At 56.9% G+C, this 16,425-nt stretch carries 15 protein-coding genes and 1 pseudogene; 7 read left to right on the top strand and 9 right to left on the bottom strand.

Annotation, left to right across the window (positions count from 1 at the left end; genetic code table 11):
• Positions 1-26: 26 nt before the first annotated feature.
• Entirely contained in the window at positions 27-680 is a 654-nt protein-coding gene (gene leuE, locus A7P97_RS03530) for a leucine efflux protein LeuE (protein ID WP_067530414.1), read from the bottom strand.
• 94 nt (positions 681-774) lie between these two features.
• Between leuE and A7P97_RS03535 the strand changes: the two genes are divergently transcribed.
• The gene (locus A7P97_RS03535) at positions 775-1,695 is read left to right on the top strand and encodes a LysR substrate-binding domain-containing protein (RefSeq protein WP_067530415.1); all 921 of its coding nucleotides are present in this window, start codon (positions 775-777) and stop codon (positions 1,693-1,695) included.
• A 324-nt stretch (positions 1,696-2,019) separates the two neighbouring features.
• Here A7P97_RS03535 and A7P97_RS03540 read toward each other — a convergent pair whose 3' ends face one another.
• Positions 2,020-2,700, bottom strand: a complete 681-nt coding sequence (locus tag A7P97_RS03540; RefSeq protein ID WP_067530416.1) for a hypothetical protein — start codon at positions 2,698-2,700, stop codon at positions 2,020-2,022.
• A 29-nt stretch (positions 2,701-2,729) separates the two neighbouring features.
• Positions 2,730-4,757, bottom strand: a complete 2,028-nt coding sequence (uvrB, locus tag A7P97_RS03545; protein ID WP_067530417.1) for an excinuclease ABC subunit UvrB — start codon at positions 4,755-4,757, stop codon at positions 2,730-2,732.
• Positions 4,758-4,994: 237 nt separating this feature from the next.
• Between uvrB and A7P97_RS03550 the strand changes: the two are divergent.
• Together A7P97_RS03550 and A7P97_RS03555 are read left to right on the top strand one after the other, a co-directional pair.
• Positions 4,995-5,531 (top strand): annotated as a pseudogene (locus tag A7P97_RS03550) (gamma carbonic anhydrase family protein).
• A 160-nt stretch (positions 5,532-5,691) separates the two neighbouring features.
• A complete protein-coding gene (locus A7P97_RS03555) occupies positions 5,692-5,880 on the top strand; it encodes a hypothetical protein (RefSeq protein ID WP_023886233.1) in 189 nt (62 codons plus the stop codon).
• 97 nt (positions 5,881-5,977) lie between these two features.
• Here A7P97_RS03555 and A7P97_RS03560 read toward each other — a convergent pair whose 3' ends face one another.
• Positions 5,978-6,931, bottom strand: coding sequence for a DUF1853 family protein (locus A7P97_RS03560; RefSeq protein ID WP_067530418.1), 954 nt, complete (start codon positions 6,929-6,931; stop codon positions 5,978-5,980).
• Positions 6,928-7,065 carry a hypothetical protein gene (locus A7P97_RS10030; protein ID WP_156497474.1) on the bottom strand — a complete coding sequence of 46 codons (138 nt, stop codon included), beginning with the start codon at positions 7,063-7,065 and terminating at the stop codon, positions 6,928-6,930. Before A7P97_RS10030 ends, A7P97_RS03560 begins: the two co-directional genes overlap by 4 nt.
• 74 nt (positions 7,066-7,139) lie before the next feature.
• Here A7P97_RS10030 and A7P97_RS03565 point away from each other — a divergent pair, with 74 nt between their 5' ends.
• The 4 genes from A7P97_RS03565 (at position 7,140) to A7P97_RS03580 (ending at position 10,837) form a co-directional block, all read left to right on the top strand.
• Entirely contained in the window at positions 7,140-8,213 is a 1,074-nt protein-coding gene (locus A7P97_RS03565; protein ID WP_067530419.1) for an AI-2E family transporter, read from the top strand.
• 273 nt (positions 8,214-8,486) lie between these two features.
• A complete protein-coding gene (gene rpsT, locus A7P97_RS03570; RefSeq protein WP_003823349.1) occupies positions 8,487-8,750 on the top strand; it encodes a 30S ribosomal protein S20 in 264 nt (87 codons plus the stop codon).
• 192 nt (positions 8,751-8,942) lie between these two features.
• On the top strand, positions 8,943-9,323 hold the full coding sequence (gene acpS / locus A7P97_RS03575; protein ID WP_003823347.1) for a holo-ACP synthase: 381 nt from the start codon (positions 8,943-8,945) through the stop codon (positions 9,321-9,323).
• Between the two features lie 167 nt (positions 9,324-9,490).
• Positions 9,491-10,837 (top strand): aldehyde dehydrogenase family protein, encoded by a 1,347-nt coding sequence (locus A7P97_RS03580; protein WP_067530420.1) that lies wholly within the window; start codon positions 9,491-9,493, stop codon positions 10,835-10,837.
• 360 nt (positions 10,838-11,197) lie between these two features.
• Here A7P97_RS03580 and A7P97_RS03585 read toward each other — a convergent pair whose 3' ends face one another.
• The 4 genes from A7P97_RS03585 to gpmI form a co-directional block, all read right to left on the bottom strand.
• Positions 11,198-12,643: a S41 family peptidase gene (locus A7P97_RS03585; RefSeq protein WP_067530421.1), complete on the bottom strand. Its 1,446-nt coding sequence runs from the start codon at positions 12,641-12,643 to the stop codon at positions 11,198-11,200.
• A gap of 250 nt (positions 12,644-12,893) precedes the next feature.
• Positions 12,894-14,210, bottom strand: coding sequence for a murein hydrolase activator EnvC (locus A7P97_RS03590; protein WP_067530422.1), 1,317 nt, complete (start codon positions 14,208-14,210; stop codon positions 12,894-12,896).
• Positions 14,211-14,249: 39 nt separating this feature from the next.
• The gene (locus A7P97_RS03595; protein ID WP_067530423.1) at positions 14,250-14,852 is read right to left on the bottom strand and encodes a manganese efflux pump MntP family protein; all 603 of its coding nucleotides are present in this window, start codon (positions 14,850-14,852) and stop codon (positions 14,250-14,252) included.
• Between the two features lie 48 nt (positions 14,853-14,900).
• Positions 14,901-16,421, bottom strand: coding sequence for a 2,3-bisphosphoglycerate-independent phosphoglycerate mutase (gene gpmI / locus A7P97_RS03600; RefSeq protein WP_067530424.1), 1,521 nt, complete (start codon positions 16,419-16,421; stop codon positions 14,901-14,903).
• Between the last annotated feature and the right edge of the window lie 4 nt (positions 16,422-16,425).

Genomic DNA, 16,425 nt, shown 5'->3' on the forward strand with positions numbered 1-16,425 from the left:
CCTGAAGCAGCAAGCTAGGATTGAGTTTAGACGATGGCGGTGGCCAGCCATAGTTTGGCTGCGAAGAAGATAAACAGGGCACTGGCACCGCTTTTGCCGAACGCAGCCACACGGCTGTATTTGGTGCCCACGCGGCCAACTGAGTTCGCCATCAGAATCAGCGTACCCATGCACAGCAGACTGCACAGCTGGAAGGTGCCGCCCAAGAGCAGGAAGCTCAGGTGCGGGTGTTCGTAGCGGATATCGACAAACTGCACCATGATGGCGGGGAAAAACAGCAGGCTTTGCGGATTGAGCAAGGAAATGGTGAGCGATTTGCGGAACACTTGCAGCAGGGTGCCTTCAGCAGTATGGCTGTCGGCTTTGGCAGCGGCAGCATGATGCAATTTGAGCCAGCCTTCACGCAGCAGCATGATGCCCAAATAGGCCAAGTATGCGCCGCCGGCCAGTTGCAGCGCGTTAAATAAAGAAGGATAGGTTTGCAGCAGGGCGCTGGCGCCGAAAGTGGAAGCCACAATCAACACGCCATTGCCGACAAAGATGCCGGCGAAGGCGCTCCAACCCGTTTTGGTGCCGTATTGCCCGGCCACTGATAAGCAGTAAATCATATTCGGCCCGGGCAGCAACACCAGCAGCAACACGGCGAGCAAATAAGCAGAAAAATTAATAATACCGAACATTTACATACTCACAAATACTCAGGTAGCCATACTATACAACCGGTTTCTTGATATATAAAATACTGGTTAAGGAAGCCTGTGATAGGGAAAGCAGATGATAAATTTCCGCCTCATTCGCCATTTGTGGATGTTTCTTGCCGTGGCCGAAGAAGAACACTTCGGGCGTGCCGCCGAGCGGCTGAATATGTCACAACCGCCGCTCACCGAACATATCAAACAGCTCGAGCAGGCCTTGGGTATGGTGCTGTTTGAACGCTCGCGGCGCGGCACCAAACTCACCGCCGCCGGCTATTCCATCTTGCCCGCCGTGCGCAAATTTGCCGAGCAGATGCAGCGGCTGCAAACTACCGTGCAGGAAATCGCCGCCGGCCACAGCGGCATTTTGCATATTGGTGCGATTACCGTGGCGCTGTTGGAAGAGGTGCCGCCACTCATTGAGCACATCCACTGGCACTATCCCGCGCTCACCGTGCGCGTGCGCGAAATCGACAGCGGCGACGCCGAGCCGCTGCTGCAAGCGGGCGACATTGACCTTGCCTTCGCCCGCCTGGAAATCCCGTGGGACAGCACCATCCGCCTGCACACCCTGCGCCGCGAGCCGCTGGCCGTGGTGTTGCCGAAAAGCCATCCCTTTGCCAAACGAGAATCGATAGATTTAAAAGACCTGGCTTGCGAAGGCTTTGTGATGTTTGAGCGCGCAGTCAGCCCCGGTTCTTTCGACGCCCTGCTTGCCGCCTGCCAATGCGCCGGCTTTGTGCCCAATATCCTGCACGAAGTGCGCACCATCGCCCTGCAGGTGGCCTTCGCCGGCTGCGGGCAGGGCGTGGCGCTCGTACCCGTGTCCTCCGCCCGCTACCTACCCGGCAACGCCGTGCTGCGGCCGCTGGACGACGACATCTGGATTAACAGCGTGGTTCTCGCTTGGCACGAAAGGCAGCACGACCCGCTACTGGAAAATGTGCTGGACTTGGTGCAGGGATATTTCGATGATGAAGGGGAGAAGAAGGCTACCTGAAAATTTCAGGTAGCCTTTTGGGAGAAGTATCAGAAGTAGGCAAGGTGTGCGGAGCAGCCACGCACGCGGTTGGTGGGGATGCGGGCTACGGCTTGCTTTCGAGATTTGGAAGTGCAGGCTGGTTTTTTGGGTTTGTAGGAGAAAATAGACAGACCCTCAAGGTTTTGGCTTTATGAAAACTGTTTTTCAGACGGCCTTTGCGCTAAGAGGTTTTCAGACGACGTTTGAGGTCGTCTGAAAGTTTGAAACAATGGTTGGACGGCAAAGAACGCGTGTGTGCGTGGCTGGTGGGAATGTGGGCTATGCTTACTATGGTTGCTCAACCTACGCTTGCTTTACTGAACTGAAATAATATTCGTGATAAATTTTTTCAAAATCTTCAGTTTTAATATTCTTTCCTGAAGCTATTAATTCTTCAATTTTTTCATTAATAGTTTCTAGAAATATTAGATAATCCGCATGAGTTTTTGAATATAGCGATAAATCAGGGTCTATTTTATTAATTAAATGAAAATTAATATGCCAGTTTAAAGTAAGACAATTAAAATATCCTGCTTTTGATAGTTCGCCAATTTCTTCTCCTTGAATTTTAATAGAGCTCGTTATACCATCTCTCCTATACATATCTTGCGCCTTTTCATGTTCTATAGACAACTTATTTAAGAGTTCATGAACTAATTTATGTATCATTTGAAAAGAAATTCTTTGATTTTGGTTTAAAATTAATAAGGTATCTTTGTAATAATTTGTGTATATGGGATTTGATATGCCAATCATTGCATATTGACCAATTTTATTTGCTCCATATAACTGCAGGTTTCTAGCATGATAGTGTAAGATTCTTTCCACCTCTTTTTGTATATCCGATAATTCTTCATATAGTAGTTTAATAATTTTCTTTCTTTCAAAATAGGTTTTAGCAAAACCAGTTAATTGCGATATTAACCAACCAAGAGAAGTAGAAAATACTACTAAAATAATTTTTTCCAATAAATCTTTATCCATATTTAATCTCCAAAATTCTTTTTAAAAATTTACTCTGCCCCCCAAAGCAGATTCTCTTTAATCCCCCGTATCCTATCCCGTAACACCGCCGCCTCTTCAAACTGCAAATCCCTAGCCGCCTGCTGCATGGCTTTTTCGAGTTTGGCGATTTCTTTAATCGCGTCTTCTTCGTTGTGAATTCCGCCAACTTTAACCTTGTTTTTGCCTTTCAGACGACCTTTGCCGCTGTCTTCTTCGTGGTACACGCCGTCGATGATGTCTTTGACCTGTTTTTTAATCTGCTGCGGCACGATACCGTGTTCTTCGTTGAATTTCATCTGTTTTTCGCGGCGGCGTTCGGTTTCGTCGATGGCGGTTTTCATGGAGTCGGTGATTTTGTCGGCGTACAGGATGGCGACGCCGTTCACGTTGCGCGCGGCGCGGCCTATGGTTTGAATCAGGCTGCGGTGCGAGCGCAGGAAGCCTTCTTTGTCGGCGTCGAGGATGGCGACGAGGGAGACTTCGGGAATGTCCAAGCCTTCGCGCAACAGGTTGATGCCGACGAGTACGTCAAACAGGCCTAGCCGTAAATCTCTAATGATTTCAACGCGCTCTACGGTGTCAATGTCGCTGTGCAGGTAGCGCACTTTGATGCCGAGTTCGCTGTAATAGTCGGTGAGTTGCTCCGCCATACGTTTGGTGAGGGTGGTAACGAGTACGCGTTCGCCTTTTTGGATGCGGTCGTTGATTTCGCTCATTAAGTCGTCGACTTGGGTGGCAACGGGGCGGATGATGATTTGGGGGTCGACCAGCCCTGTGGGGCGGACGACTTGTTCGACCACTTGTCCGGCGTGTTCTTCTTCGTATTTGGCGGGGGTGGCGGAAACGAAGACGGTTTGCGGCATGACTTTTTCAAATTCGTGGAATTTGAGCGGGCGGTTGTCACGGGCGGAAGGCAGGCGGAAGCCGTAATCGACGAGGTTTTGCTTGCGCGATGCGTCGCCTTTGTACATGCCGCCGATTTGGGTAACGGTAACGTGGCTTTCGTCGATGAACATGATGGCGTTGTCGGGCAGGTAGTCCATCAGCGTGGGCGGCGGTTCGCCTTCTTTTTTGCCGGAGAAGTGGCGGGAGTAGTTTTCGATGCCTTTGCAGAAGCCCATTTCGTAGAGCATTTCGAGGTCGAAGCGGGTGCGCTGTTCGATGCGTTGTTGCTCGACGGGGCGTTGTTCGCGGGCGAAAAATTCGACGCGTTCGCGCAATTCTTCTTTGATGGATTCGCAGGCGCGCAATACGGTGTCGCGCGGGGTAACGTAGTGGCTGGACGGGAAGACGGTGTAGCGGCCGACGCGCTGGATAAGGCTACCTGAAAGCGGGTCGAACATATCGAGGCGGTCGATTTCGTCGTCGAACAGGCTGATGCGCAAGGCGTTTTCGGAGCTTTCGGCGGGATACACGTCAATCACGTCGCCGCGCACGCGGAAGCTGCCGCGTTTGAAGTCCAAATCGCCGCGTTCGTACTGCATGGAAACAAGCGTGGCGATGATGTCACGCTGCTCGATGGTGTCGCCTTCTTTGACGGACAACACCATTTGTTGATACTCGGTCGGGTCGCCGATACCGTAAATGGCGGACACGGTGGCGACGATAATCACGTCGTCGCGCGTCATCAGGTTTTTGGTGGCGGAAAGGCGCATCTGTTCGATGTGTTCGTTGATCGCGCTGTCTTTTTCGATGAACAGGTCGCGGCTGGGCACATAGGCTTCGGGTTGGTAATAGTCGTAGTAGGAGACGAAATATTCCACCGCGTTTTCGGGGAAAAACTCGCGCATTTCGGCGTAGAGCTGGGCGGCAAGGGTTTTGTTGTGCGCCATGATGATGGCGGGGCGGCCGCTTTGGGCGATGACGTTCGCCATGGTGTAGGTTTTGCCCGAACCGGTTACGCCGAGCAGGGTTTGGTAGGCCAGGCCGTCTGAAAGCCCTTCGAGCAGGCCGGCAATGGCGGTAGGCTGGTCGCCTGCGGGCGGGAAGGGTGGGTGGAGTTTGAAGGGGGAGTTGGGGTATTGGATGATGTCCATGAGGCTACCTGAAAAAAGCGCGGGCAAAGGTGGAATTATAACGCTAATGCGTGTGCTTGCTGCTGGGTGGCTGGGGAAGTTTCAGGTAGCCTTTTGTGGCAGGATAGGGCGGCAATGGGGGAGGGCGGTATTGTTATGCTGCCGACTCGGTTCCTGCACAGCTAAAACCGCAGCCCGGCTTTGCCGCCATCCGATTTTTAGGTAGCCTTTGCGGCTTGATACGAACAAGGAGTTTCCATGAGCAATATCCGCCCTTATTTGGATGCCGTGCCGCAGGTACATGGCAGTTGTTATCTCGATCCGCTGTGCTTGGTGGCGGGGGATGTGGTGTTGGCTGAGGAGGTGTCGGTATGGCCGTTTGCCGTGTTGCGCGGGGATGTGAACAGCATCCGTGTGGGGCGGGGCAGCAATATTCAAGATCATGTGATGCTGCATGTGAGCCCCAAAACGGACAGCAAGCCGGAAGGTTCGCCGCTGATCATCGGCGAGGATTGCACCATCGGCCATCATGTTACGCTGCACGGCTGCACCGTTGGCAACCGTGTGTTGGTGGGAATGGGCAGCATTGTGTTGGATGATGCTGTGATTGAAGATGATGTGATGATCGGGGTGGGCAGCTTGGTGCCGCCGCGCAAACGGCTGGAAAGCGGCTATTTGTATGTGGGCTCGCCGGTAAAGTAAGTGCGGCGGCTTACGGCGGAGGAGCTGGCGTTTCTGCCTTATTCGGCAGCGCATTATGTGCGGGTGGCAGAGGGGCATAAGGCGGGCGGCTGATTTTAGTTTTGCAGAACCCCGTCGTCTTCGGCTACTTCGTTTTCATTTCGTTGAAGCGGGGCTTTCAGGTAGCCTGCTGTGCTATAGAGGCTACCTGAAAATGATTGTGCTATTATTTGAAAATACTTGTTTTGTATTTAATTGGATGAAAGGAAAAACCATGAAAGCAACATATCGATTAGCCGCTGCTGCGGTGTTGGCCGCCCTGTTGTCGGCTTGTGGCGTTGGCGTGGGCGTGAGCGGCGGCAACGGCCATGTGGGTGCGCGCGGCTCGGTGGATTTGGGCAACGGCAATAGCAGCGTTACGCCTTATGGCAAAGTGGGCGTGGGGGTGGAGGTAACGCGTTAAACGGGTTTGCCTCCGGTTGATGCTGCCCCGTTTGAAAGGCTACCTGAAAACTGTTTGTATGGTTTCAGGTAGCCTTTTTGTTGTTCGGTATTGTTATTCAGCCGCGGCACATTAGGCGTTGTGTTTCGTGCCACATGCCGTCGGGGCGCGGTTCGACCACGGCGATGAGGCCGGGGGCTTGGTGAACGAGCTCGGCAGCATTGATGGTTTGTTCCAAGGGAACGCGGGCGGGCGCGAGGTAGGCGAGGCGGGGCAGGGGGTGGAAGCGTTGTGCGGCTTGGGTGGGGTAGTCTGCCCATTGTGGGAGGAAGAGGCCGCTCCAGCCAAGGGGATTGAGGGGGCTGCCGTTGAGGATGCCGTTTGGGGTGAAGCCGATGCCGCGGATGATGGTGGCGGTGTTGAGGGCTTGGCTAAGGTTTTGGGGTTGGCGGCAATCTGTTTTGCCCGTATTGGCTTCGCGGGGGCTTGCTTCGTTCGTTTTAGCTTCGCAGAAACTCGCTTCGCTCGTTTTCAGGTAGCCTTGGAGTGGTGCGGGCAGTTGGGCACGGGCTTGGGGGGTATGGAAGAGGCGGCATTGTTGTTGCAGTTTGGCGGCTTTGCCAAGCAGGGTGTCGGCGGGGTTGAGGCCTTGGAAATCGTTGGGTGCTGTGCCGCCGTAGTATTTGCAGGTGAGTTCGAGGTGGTAGGGGGTAGAGTCGAGCAGGCAGAGGAAGTCGGCGGCGCCGAGGGGTTGGCCGCTTTCGCTGTGGATGGGGTGGTCGCGGGCGATAAGTTGGCAATGGGGGGCGTGGGCAAGCCAGAAGGCGAGCAGGCTTTCGGCGTAGTGGCCAAGGCGGTGGCCGAAGGGGGCTTCTTGCTCGAGCCATTGTTGCAGCGGGGCGGGCTGGCTGTCGAGGCTGAGCAGAAAGCGGAAGCCTTGGCTGCCGAGCAGGCGGGGGATGGTGAGCTCGCAGCCGCTGTACCATAGGGGCGGGGCGGTGAGTAGGGCGGTGAGGTCGCGCACGGCGGGGTGGCTCAGCTGCCACCAGATGGCATTAAGGGCGTAGTTCATGGTTGGGCGGGGATGGAATGGGATGGCGGGAATGTAGCGATGGCGGGATAGGCAGTCAAGTTGTTTGGAAAGGCTACCTGAAAATAGGGAGTGGTTTCAGGTAGCCTTTGGTTGTGGATTATGTGTGAAATCATTTGTTTTTTATGGGTTGACACCGGATAATGCGCGCGACGCGGCGTGTGCCGGATGAATTTAAAGAGGCTGTAGTATGTATCAAACGAAGAAGCGTAGCTGGCTGCCATGGGTGGTGGGCATGGCGCTATTGTTGGCGGTGGTGCTTTTAATTGTGCAGATGCGCGATGTGCTTTCGCCGTTTGTGGTGGCTGCAGTGTTGGCCTATATTTTGAACCCGCTGGTGGAAAAGCTTTGCCGGCACAGGCTGCGGCGCGGGGCGGCGGCGATGCTGGTGATGGTATTTACGCTATTGCTGTTGGTGTTGCTGTTGCTGATTGTGGTGCCGATGTTGGTGCAGCAATTTGTCAGTTTGCTGGATAAACTGCCGGAATTGGTGGCATTTGCGCAAAATAAGGCGCTGCCTTGGATTAATCATATGCTGGGCACGCATTGGGTGTTAAACGACCAATCGGTATCGAAATGGCTAAGCGGCCATGTGGGCAGTGTTCAGGCAGGGCTTTCCAAGGCGCTGCCAGCCTTGCTGGAACAGGGTGGCAGTTTGGTAACCAGTTTGGGTAATTTGATGGTGCTGCCATTTTTGCTGTATTACTTTTTGCTGGATTGGTCGCGCTGGGCAGAGGGGATTAATACCATGATTCCGCGCCGTTATCTGGCGGCCTATGCGCGCATCGGCGGCAATATGGATACGGTGTTGGGCGAATTTTTGCGTGGGCAACTGATAGTGATGCTGATCATGGGCCTGCTCTACGGTTTGGGCCTGATGCTGGACGGTTTGGAGTCTGGTTTTGCTATCGGGATGGTGGCGGGGCTCTTGGTGTTTGTGCCGTATTTGGGAGCGTTCACCGGCCTGCTGCTGGCCACGATAGCTGCGCTGTTGCAGTTTGGCACTTGGCAGGGGCTGATTACGGTGTGGGCGGTGTTTGCCGTGGGGCAGTTTCTGGAGAGTTTCTTTATCACGCCGAAGATTGTGGGCGATCGCATCGGGCTTTCGCCGTTTTGGGTAATTTTCGCCTTGATGGCTTTCGGCAGCCTGTTGGGTTTTGTGGGCATGCTGCTGGCGCTGCCTTTGGCCGCGGTAACGCTGGTGTTGCTGCGCGAGGGCGTGTCGGCATATATGGATAGCGGGTTCTACCGGCGCGAGAAATAGTCGGGCAGGGCAGGCGTTGTTTGCAAAGGCTACCTGAAACGCAGCACAGCGAAGTTTCGGCGTAGCTAAAGTTTCAGGTAGCCTTTCGTTTGGCTTTGGAGGCTGGCTGGAAAATGCGCTAGGCCGCCTCGGTTTTGTTGTATCAGGCAAACGTTCTTTCCCTACTTACCCGCCGTTTGCCGAAAATAGCTCGTGGCTGCTTGCATTTAGGCAACATCGCCAGTAAAATGCCGCGCTTACGGATTTTATTTTACTTATCAGGAGATTTTTCATATGGCCAATAGCGCCCAGGCACGCAAACGCGCCCGCCAGTCGCAGAAAAACCGTGCACACAATGCCAGCCTGCGTACTGCTTTCCGTACCGCAGTGAAGAAAGTTTTGAAGGTTGTGGAAAGTGGCGATAAAGCCGCTGCCCAAGCCGAATTCGTGGCAGCCACCAAAGTGATGGACCGCATCGCCGACAAAGGCGTGTTCCACAAAAACAAAGCCGCCCGCCACAAAAGCCGCTTGGCTGCCAAAATTAAAGCCATGGCCTAAGCCGCTTGCTGCATAAACGCTGCCGCATCTTGCAAATAGATGCGGCTTTGTTTTGCGCGGAAGATTTGCAGAACGGCTGTGAGGCTGCCTGAAAAATATGCCAATCCCGGCAAGCCTCTGCCGCCCCACCTGTAAGGCTGCAGCCAAAATGCGCTACAATGCGCCCACTACCTTGCACAACAGGAATACTCAATGATCTACGGCATCGGCACCGACATCCTGCGTATCGAGCGCATCGAGCAGCTATACGACAAATACGGCCAGGCATTGGCCGAACGCCTGCTCAGCCGCATCGAACTTTTGGAGTGGCGCTCCGTCGGCAACAAGGCAAACTTTCTGGCCAAGCGGTTTGCCGCCAAAGAAGCCTTTGCTAAAGCCGTGCACACCGGCTTGCGCTCGCCGGTAACGCTGCACCACATTTCCATCGCCCACGACAAACTCGGCCGCCCGGAATTCGTGGTGGAGCCGCCCTTGCAGGAATGGCTGCGCCAACAAGGCATCGGGCGGGTGCATTTGAGCCTGAGTGACGATAACGGCGCGGTCGTGGCCTTCGTCGTGGCCGAAAAAGGGTAGGGCAAGGCAGTTTATAAAAATAATAAAAATAATCGCATCAAGTTTTAGTTTCGCAGAAGCCAGCAGGGCTTGTTTTAGCTTCGTTAAAGCTGCGCTTTCAGGTAGCCTGCTGTACGGGCTGCCCGCTAAAACCATTTAATCCAAAGCAAATAGAGAAAGGAAACACTATGTTCTATAGCCGAAACGTCGTCAGTAACACCTTGCTATACGAACGCCCCGCCGACAGCATGGACGCCTTCAGCCAAAGCTTGGCTGAAATGCGCACCGCCCAGCGCCGCTTTGCCGCTGCCGGCGTACAGGCGCGGGTGGCTATGCTTGCTGCCTTTGTCGACCACCTCGAAGCCGAAAAAACCAAGCTCGCCCGCATGATTTGCGAAGAAGTCGGCCGCTGCCTGCGCGAATGCGAAGCCGAGATGGATAAATCCGTCTCCCTCATCCGCTATTATGTGAAGCTCGCCCCCCAGCTTCTGCAACACCAAACCATCGCCACCCAGGCCAGCCTCAGCCAAGTGCGCTTCGAGCCCTTGGGCGTGGTGCTGGCCGTGATGCCGTGGAACTACCCCGTATGGCAGATTATCCGCTTTGCCGTGCCCGCCTTGTGCTCCGGCAATGCCTGCTTGGTAAAACCCGCACCCAGCGTGGCCCGTGTCACCGCCGCCTTGTTTGATATTGTTGGCAGCGAATTGCCCTGGCGAGCCACTTGGTTGGCACATGAAGATGTGGAATACGCCATTGCCAAAACCGATGCCTTGGCCTTCACCGGCTCTGCCGACGTCGGCCGCCGCCTTGCCGGCTACGCCGGAAGTCATCTGAAAAAATCCGTGATGGAGCTTGGCGGCAGCAACGCCTTCATCGTGCTCGACGATGCCGACATCGCCCAAGCCGCTGCCGATGCCTGCTATGCCCGTTTCCGCGATGCCGGCCAATCCTGCAACGCCGGCAAACGCATCATTCTCACCAAAGGCATCGCCGCGGAATTCACCCAACTCTTCCTCGAACACTGCCGCCGCCTCACCCCCGGCTGTCCGCTCGATCCCGACACCACCCTCGCCCCGCTGCACCGCAAAGACCTGCAGTTGCAAGTGCACGAACAAGTGCAAGACGCGCTCGAACACGGTGCCAAACTCCTGCTCGGCGGCGAACTGCCCAACGAAGCCGATACCACCTTCTACCCGGCCACCGTGCTCGACAACATCACTCCTGCCTGCCGCATGTACCGCGAAGAAGTGTTCGGCCCCGCCGTGGGCATTTTCCACGCCCGCGATGCCACCGACGCCGTGCGCCTGGCCAACGACAACCCCTTCGGGCTCGGTGCCAGCATCTACTCCGCCAACCTCGACAAAGCCTGGGAGCTCGGCCAGCAAATCGAAGCCGGCAGCGTATTCATCAACCGCCACACCAGCAGCGACCTGCGCCTGCCCTTCGGCGGCGTGAAAGACTCCGGCTTCGGGCGTGAGCTTTCCGAATTTGGCTTGTATGAATTTGTGAACGTGAAGGCATATTGGCAGAAATAGCGCAGCAGAAGGCTACCTGAAAGCGCAGCTTCAACACAGTTAAAACGATGTTTGGGCGCAGCTCAAACTGAGTTTCTGCGAAGCTAAAACGGCAGCCCCGTAGGCTGGTTCGCAGCTGGGCGGCATTGCTGCACCGATGCCGGATTATTTTCAGGTAGCCTCTATGCCACAGCAAAGGCTGCCTGAAAGAGTAAGTACCAACAAAGTTTCAATCGGTCTCTCATGTTTCAATCTCTAGCCGGAACACATTTTTCACAGGACAGCGAGCTGCAGACAATATGGCAGTAGACTGTGGTGCAAGCGCAATATAAAAGGCTACCTGAAATATTTTCAGATAGCCTTTTTGCTTGCTTAATCCGCTTAGTGCTCAATCGGTTTGGCCGGGCGGGTGGCGGCCTGGCCCAGGGAGGCGCGCCATTGTTGTGGAGCTTTCACCAGTTCCAAAGCGCGGCGCAATTGGTCGTCTTTGGCCGGATCGGGTTTGTAGCGGGTGGCGGGGTTGTTGTCGGCCTCGTCTTTGGCAGCGGGCTCGGAGGCGGCTTTGTTTTCGGCGCTGTGGTTGTTCAGTGCACGGCCGCGCACTTCGTGGCCGCCGTTGGGGTTGCTCAGGTGGCCGGAGAGGTCGGCTTCGCGGCTTTCATAACGGCGGGTTTTATCAGCCACTTCCACGTCGGGCATGATACCTTGGGCTTGTATGGAGCGGCCGCTGGGGGTGTAGTAGAGCTGGGTGGTGATCTTCAGTGCGCCGCCGTTGGAAAGGGGCATCACGGATTGTACGGAGCCTTTGCCGAAGCTTTGGGTACCCACAATCACGGCGCGTTTGTGGTCTTGCAGGGCGCCGGCCACGATCTCGGAGGCGGAGGCGGAGCCGGAGTTAATCAACACGGTGATGGGGATGGTTTTAAATTCGGCAGGCAGGCCAGCAAGCGGGTCTTTGCTGCTGCCGATTTGGTAGTCGGCGGGCTGGGCTTTGAGGTTCATGTTTTCTTTGCCGTTGCGGCCTTTGGTACTCACCACGAGCTGGCCATTTTGCAGGAAGGCGGCAGATACGCCCACTGCGCCATTGAGCAGGCCGCCAGGGTCGTCGCGCAGGTCGATGACGAGGCCTTTGAGAGGGCCGCCGTTGGTGTGGCGCATAGTTTGCAGAGCCTCAACCATAGCAGGCACGGTACGTTCTTGGAACTGACTGATACGTAGGTAGCCGTAGCTGGGCTCGATGAGGTCGTGGCGCACGCTGCGCACTTTGATGATGGCGCGGGTAAGGGTAACCACGATGGGCTGGGGCGCGTCTTTTCGGGTGAGGGTAAGGGTAATTTTGGTGCCGGGCTCGCCGCGCATGCGCTTCACGGCATCGTTTACACTCATGTTGAGGGTGGAGGCATCATCGATTTTGATGATGTAGTCGCCACTTTGGATACCGGCACGTTCGGCCGGCGTATCTTCAATCGGGGCAACGATTTTGATGAAGTTATTTTCAGAACTGACCTCCATGCCTAAGCCGCCAAATTCACCTTTAGTATTTTCCTGTAGGTCGGCATAGTCTTTGGTGTTCATGTATTCGGAGTGCGGATCGAGGTGGGCAACCATGCCTTTGAGCGCGCCTTCGAGGATTTCGTCGTCGGTTTTGTCTTGATAGTAGTTGGCTTTCACCTGGCTGTACACTTCGGCCATGGTGCGCAGGGAATCCACGGGCAGGGGCTGCTGGCTGCGGGTTTCGGCAAAGCTCTGCATGCTCAGGCTCACGGCGATGCCGGTGAAGGTGCCCAGGGTGTAGAGGGCAATTTTTTTGAAGGTGTTGTTGGACATAATGAGTTTTTGTCTTTCAGTTTGCTGATTAGGTGGCTGGGATGGTTTGCAGTGGCGGGGCTATTTGGTTTTCAGGTAGCCTGCTGCTCAGCCAGATTGAACTTTAGGCAAATTTTCCTGTTCCAGCAAGGGGGTGGGGGTAAATAAATGCTAAATGAGGAATTTTAGTAGGTTCTGTGTGAGTGGAGGCTGCCTGAAAATGTAGCGCAGCGAGGTTTCTGCAAAGCTAAAGGTCGACTGTTTGGTTTGATTAATTCACCCATGAAGTGGGGTTCATGGCTTGGTTGCGGTAGCGGATTTCGAAGTAGAGGCCGTTTTCGCCGTCGGGGAGGCTGCCGCTGCGGCCGATGGTTTGGCGGGGGGATACGCGGCTGCCTGCGCCGGCGCTGATTTGGGAGAGGCCGGTGTAGATGCTGAGGTAGCCGCTGCCGTGGTCGACGATAACGGTGTTGCCGTAGCCTTGCAGGGGGGCGGCATAGGCGACTTCGCCTTCGGCGATGCTGCGCACGGCGGTGGGTGGGGTGCTGATGAAGAGGCCTTTCCAGGTGCCGCCGCCGGGGCGGGCTTGGCCGAAGCGGCCGCTGATGTTGCCGCTGGCGGGGCGTTGCAGGCGGCCTTGCATGCGGCTGAAGCCGTGACTTTGCGGCTCTTGGGCTTCGGAGGCTTCGAGGGCGAGGTCTTCGGCGGTGAGGGTGTTGCGGTTGGGGTTTTCTGGTGTTGGGGTGTCGTGTTGACGGGCTTCGTTGCGTTCGCTTTCAGGTAGCTTGTGCGGACGTGGGGTGGGTTGGTTGCCGTTTTGGGCTTGCTGCTGGCGGCGTTGGCGCAGGGCTTGGGCACGGCGCTGGCGTTCGGCTTCCTGCCGTTGGGCGGAGCGGCGGCTGAGGCTGGCGATGAGGCCGTTGAGGCGGCTTTCGTTTTGGCGCAGGGTTTGCAGCTTGGCGGTTTCGCGGCTGATGTCTTGCTCGAGGCTTTGCTGTTGGCGTTGCTGCTGTTGCTGTTGGCGGCCGAGGCGGGCGGCGGTGGTTTGCTGCTGGCGTTTGAGGGCGTCGAGCCGCTTCAGCTGCTCGTTGATGCTGTCTTGCTGCTGTTTGAGCTCTTGGCGGTTGTGTTGCAGCTGGCTAAGGGCCTGGGCGTTGGCTTGGTTGAGGTGGCGCAGGTATTCGAGGTGGCGGCCTTTCTGCTGGGGGTCGGCGTTTTGCAGGAACAGGGTGACGGCGTTGGGCTGATGGTTGCGGTAGCGGCTGTTGAGCAGGCGGGCGGCTTGGGCTTGGGTGTTTTGGATGCGGGTTTGCAGGCTGTCGAGCTTGGCCTGCATGGCTTGCAGCTCGCGCCAGGCGGTTTGGCGGCTGCGGGTGAGACGGTCGAGCTCGCGGCGCACGGTGTCGAGTTCGCTTTGGGTTTGGCGGATGTTGCTTTGCAGCTGGCGTTGTTCGCTTTGCTGCTGTTGGAGCTTGCGGTTGCTCTCGCCGATGGCGCGCTGTACTTGGCGCAGGTCGTCTTTGGGCGCGGCGGCGGCGGGCAGGATGCTGCAGAGGAGGGCGAGGAGAATGAGGATTTTGTGCTTCATGAGGCTACCTGAAAAAAAGGAGAGGCTACCTGAAAGGGTTTAGAGGAAATTGAGGTGTTCGGCGAGGATGAGTGTGCCGATACCGATGAGTACGAGGCCGCCGAGGATTTCGGCGCGTTTGCCGATGGCGCTGCCCAGGAGGCTGCCCAAGCGCAGGCCGATGGCGGCCATGATGGTAGTGGCCAGGCCGATGGTGAGGGCGGTAAGCAGGATGTTGACTTCGAGGAAGGCCAGGCCGACGCCGACGATCATGGAGTCGATGCTGGTGGCGAAGGCGATGGCGACGAGCATGAGCGGCGAGGGCGGCCGGCGGCCGGATTGGCCGCTTTCTGGCTGTGCCTCTGCAGATTGTTCCCCGACGTGCTGTTCCGGCTGCAGCGCGCCGTAAATCATGCGCAGGCCGAGCAAGAGCAGCAGGATGAAGGCGATCCAATGGTCCCAATCGGCGATGTAGCGTTGTGCCACGGAGCCGATTGCCCAGCCGATGGGCGGGGTAAGGGTTTCCACGCTGCCGAACACGGCGGCGGTGCGCAGTGTGCCCAGGCGGGTGGGTGTGCCGATGGCGGCGCCTTGGGCGATGGCGGCGGCAAAGGCGTCCATAGACATGCCGAAGGCGAGGGCGAGGATAGTGAGGAAGCTCATGGCGGGTGGGGGCTGCCTGAAGCTTTCAGGTAGCCCGCTGCTGGGCAGTCAAACAAACTCAATCAGGCTCTCGCCACTCATTTCCTGCGGCTTAGGCAGGCCGAGCATGGCGAGGAGGGTGGGGGCGATGTCTTTCAGCGCGCCGCCGGCCTTGATGCGGGCGGGGCGGCCGACATACAGGAAGGGCACGGGGTTGGTGGTGTGCTGGGTGTGCGGCTGACCGTTGGCGGGATCGAACATCTGCTCGCAGTTGCCGTGGTCGGCGGTAATCAGCACTTCGCCGCCGGCTGCTTGAGCGGCAGCCACGATTTTGCCCACACAGTCGTCGAGCGTTTCCACCGCTTTGATGGTGGCAGCCAGCACGCCGCTGTGGCCGACCATGTCGCCGTTGGCGAAGTTGCACAGGATCACATCGAAACGCTTGGCGGCGAGGCTGTCGAGGATGTGCTGACACACTTGCGGTGCGCTCATTTCGGGCTGTAAATCGTAGGTGGTGACTTTGGGCGAGGGCACGAGGATGCGCTCTTCGCCGGGATAGGGCTCTTCGCGGCCGCCGCTGAGGAAGTAGGTAACGTGCGGATATTTCTCGGTTTCGGCAATACGCAGCTGGCTTATGCCTTGGGCAGATAGGTATTCGCCCAAGCCGTTGCGGATGCTTTCTTGGGCAAACAGCACGGGGAAGTGGTATTGGCTGCCGTAGCTGGTAAGCGAGGTGAAATAGCCGGGGCGGAAGCGCTGCTGGCGTTGGAAGCCTTGGAAATCGTCGAACAGCAGGGCTTGGGTGAGCTCGCGGGCGCGGTCGGCGCGGAAGTTCATGAAGACAACCGCATCGCCGTCGTGCAGGGCGGCTGCGGGGTCGATAACGGTGGGCTGGACGAATTCGTCGTGTTCGCCGCGTTCATAGGCGGCGGCCAGGGCTTGCAGCGGCGTGTCGGCGCGGAATTGGGCTTGGCCGAACAGGGCGTTGTAGGCCTGCTCAACGCGCTCCCAGCGGTTGTCGCGGTCCATGGCGAAGAAGCGGCCGACCACGCAGCCCACTTTCACTTGCGGATGCTGTTCGCAATAGCTTTGCAGGGTTTTCAGGTAGCCTTCCGCGCTTTGCGGCGGGGTGTCGCGGCCGTCTAGGAAGGGGTGGAACACGATTTTCTGCATGCCGGCGGCCAGAGCAGCGTCGGCTACGGCGAAGAAATGGTTGATGTGGCTGTGCACGCCGCCGTCGGAGAAGCAGCCGAGCAGATGCACGGTTTTCGTGGGGCTTTGCCAGGCGGCGGTGAGGGCGGGGTTTTGCGCGAGCGAACCGTTTTCGATGGCCATATCGATGCGCGTGATGTCTTGCGCCACTACGCGGCCGGCACCGATGTTCAAATGCCCCACTTCGGAGTTGCCGAACTGGCCGGAGGGCAGGCCGACCATGCGCTCGGAGGCATCGATCGTGCCGTAGGCGTATTGGGCTTTGAGGCGGTCGAGATTGGGCGTGTTGGCGAGAAGGACAGAGTTGTCGTCGCCTTCGAGGCGGTGGCCGAAGCCGTCGAGAATGAGGAGGACGATGGGTTTGGTGAGCTTGCTCATGGTG

Source organism: Eikenella sp. NML070372 (assembly GCF_001648415.1).
In the GTDB taxonomy this organism is placed as follows: domain Bacteria; phylum Pseudomonadota; class Gammaproteobacteria; order Burkholderiales; family Neisseriaceae; genus Eikenella; species Eikenella exigua.

Bases quoted from the DNA above. Each gene is read 5' to 3' on its own strand.
- A7P97_RS03585 (WP_067530421.1), bottom strand. From the start codon at position 12,643: ATGTCCAACAACACCTTCAAAAAAATTGCCCTCTACACCCTGGGCACC.
- acpS (WP_003823347.1), top strand. From the start codon at position 8,943: ATGATCTACGGCATCGGCACCGACATCCTGCGTATCGAGCGCATCGAG.
- A7P97_RS03580 (WP_067530420.1), top strand. From the start codon at position 9,491: ATGTTCTATAGCCGAAACGTCGTCAGTAACACCTTGCTATACGAACGC.
- uvrB (WP_067530417.1), bottom strand. From the start codon at position 4,757: ATGGACATCATCCAATACCCCAACTCCCCCTTCAAACTCCACCCACCC.
- A7P97_RS03540 (WP_067530416.1), bottom strand. From the start codon at position 2,700: ATGGATAAAGATTTATTGGAAAAAATTATTTTAGTAGTATTTTCTACT.
- A7P97_RS03560 (WP_067530418.1), bottom strand. From the start codon at position 6,931: ATGAACTACGCCCTTAATGCCATCTGGTGGCAGCTGAGCCACCCCGCC.
- A7P97_RS03565 (WP_067530419.1), top strand. From the start codon at position 7,140: ATGTATCAAACGAAGAAGCGTAGCTGGCTGCCATGGGTGGTGGGCATG.
- A7P97_RS03535 (WP_067530415.1), top strand. From the start codon at position 775: ATGATAAATTTCCGCCTCATTCGCCATTTGTGGATGTTTCTTGCCGTG.
- A7P97_RS03595 (WP_067530423.1), bottom strand. From the start codon at position 14,852: ATGAGCTTCCTCACTATCCTCGCCCTCGCCTTCGGCATGTCTATGGAC.
- A7P97_RS10030 (WP_156497474.1), bottom strand. From the start codon at position 7,065: ATGATTTCACACATAATCCACAACCAAAGGCTACCTGAAACCACTCCC.
- rpsT (WP_003823349.1), top strand. From the start codon at position 8,487: ATGGCCAATAGCGCCCAGGCACGCAAACGCGCCCGCCAGTCGCAGAAA.
- leuE (WP_067530414.1), bottom strand. From the start codon at position 680: ATGTTCGGTATTATTAATTTTTCTGCTTATTTGCTCGCCGTGTTGCTG.
- A7P97_RS03555 (WP_023886233.1), top strand. From the start codon at position 5,692: ATGAAAGCAACATATCGATTAGCCGCTGCTGCGGTGTTGGCCGCCCTG.
- A7P97_RS03590 (WP_067530422.1), bottom strand. From the start codon at position 14,210: ATGAAGCACAAAATCCTCATTCTCCTCGCCCTCCTCTGCAGCATCCTG.
- gpmI (WP_067530424.1), bottom strand. From the start codon at position 16,421: ATGAGCAAGCTCACCAAACCCATCGTCCTCCTCATTCTCGACGGCTTC.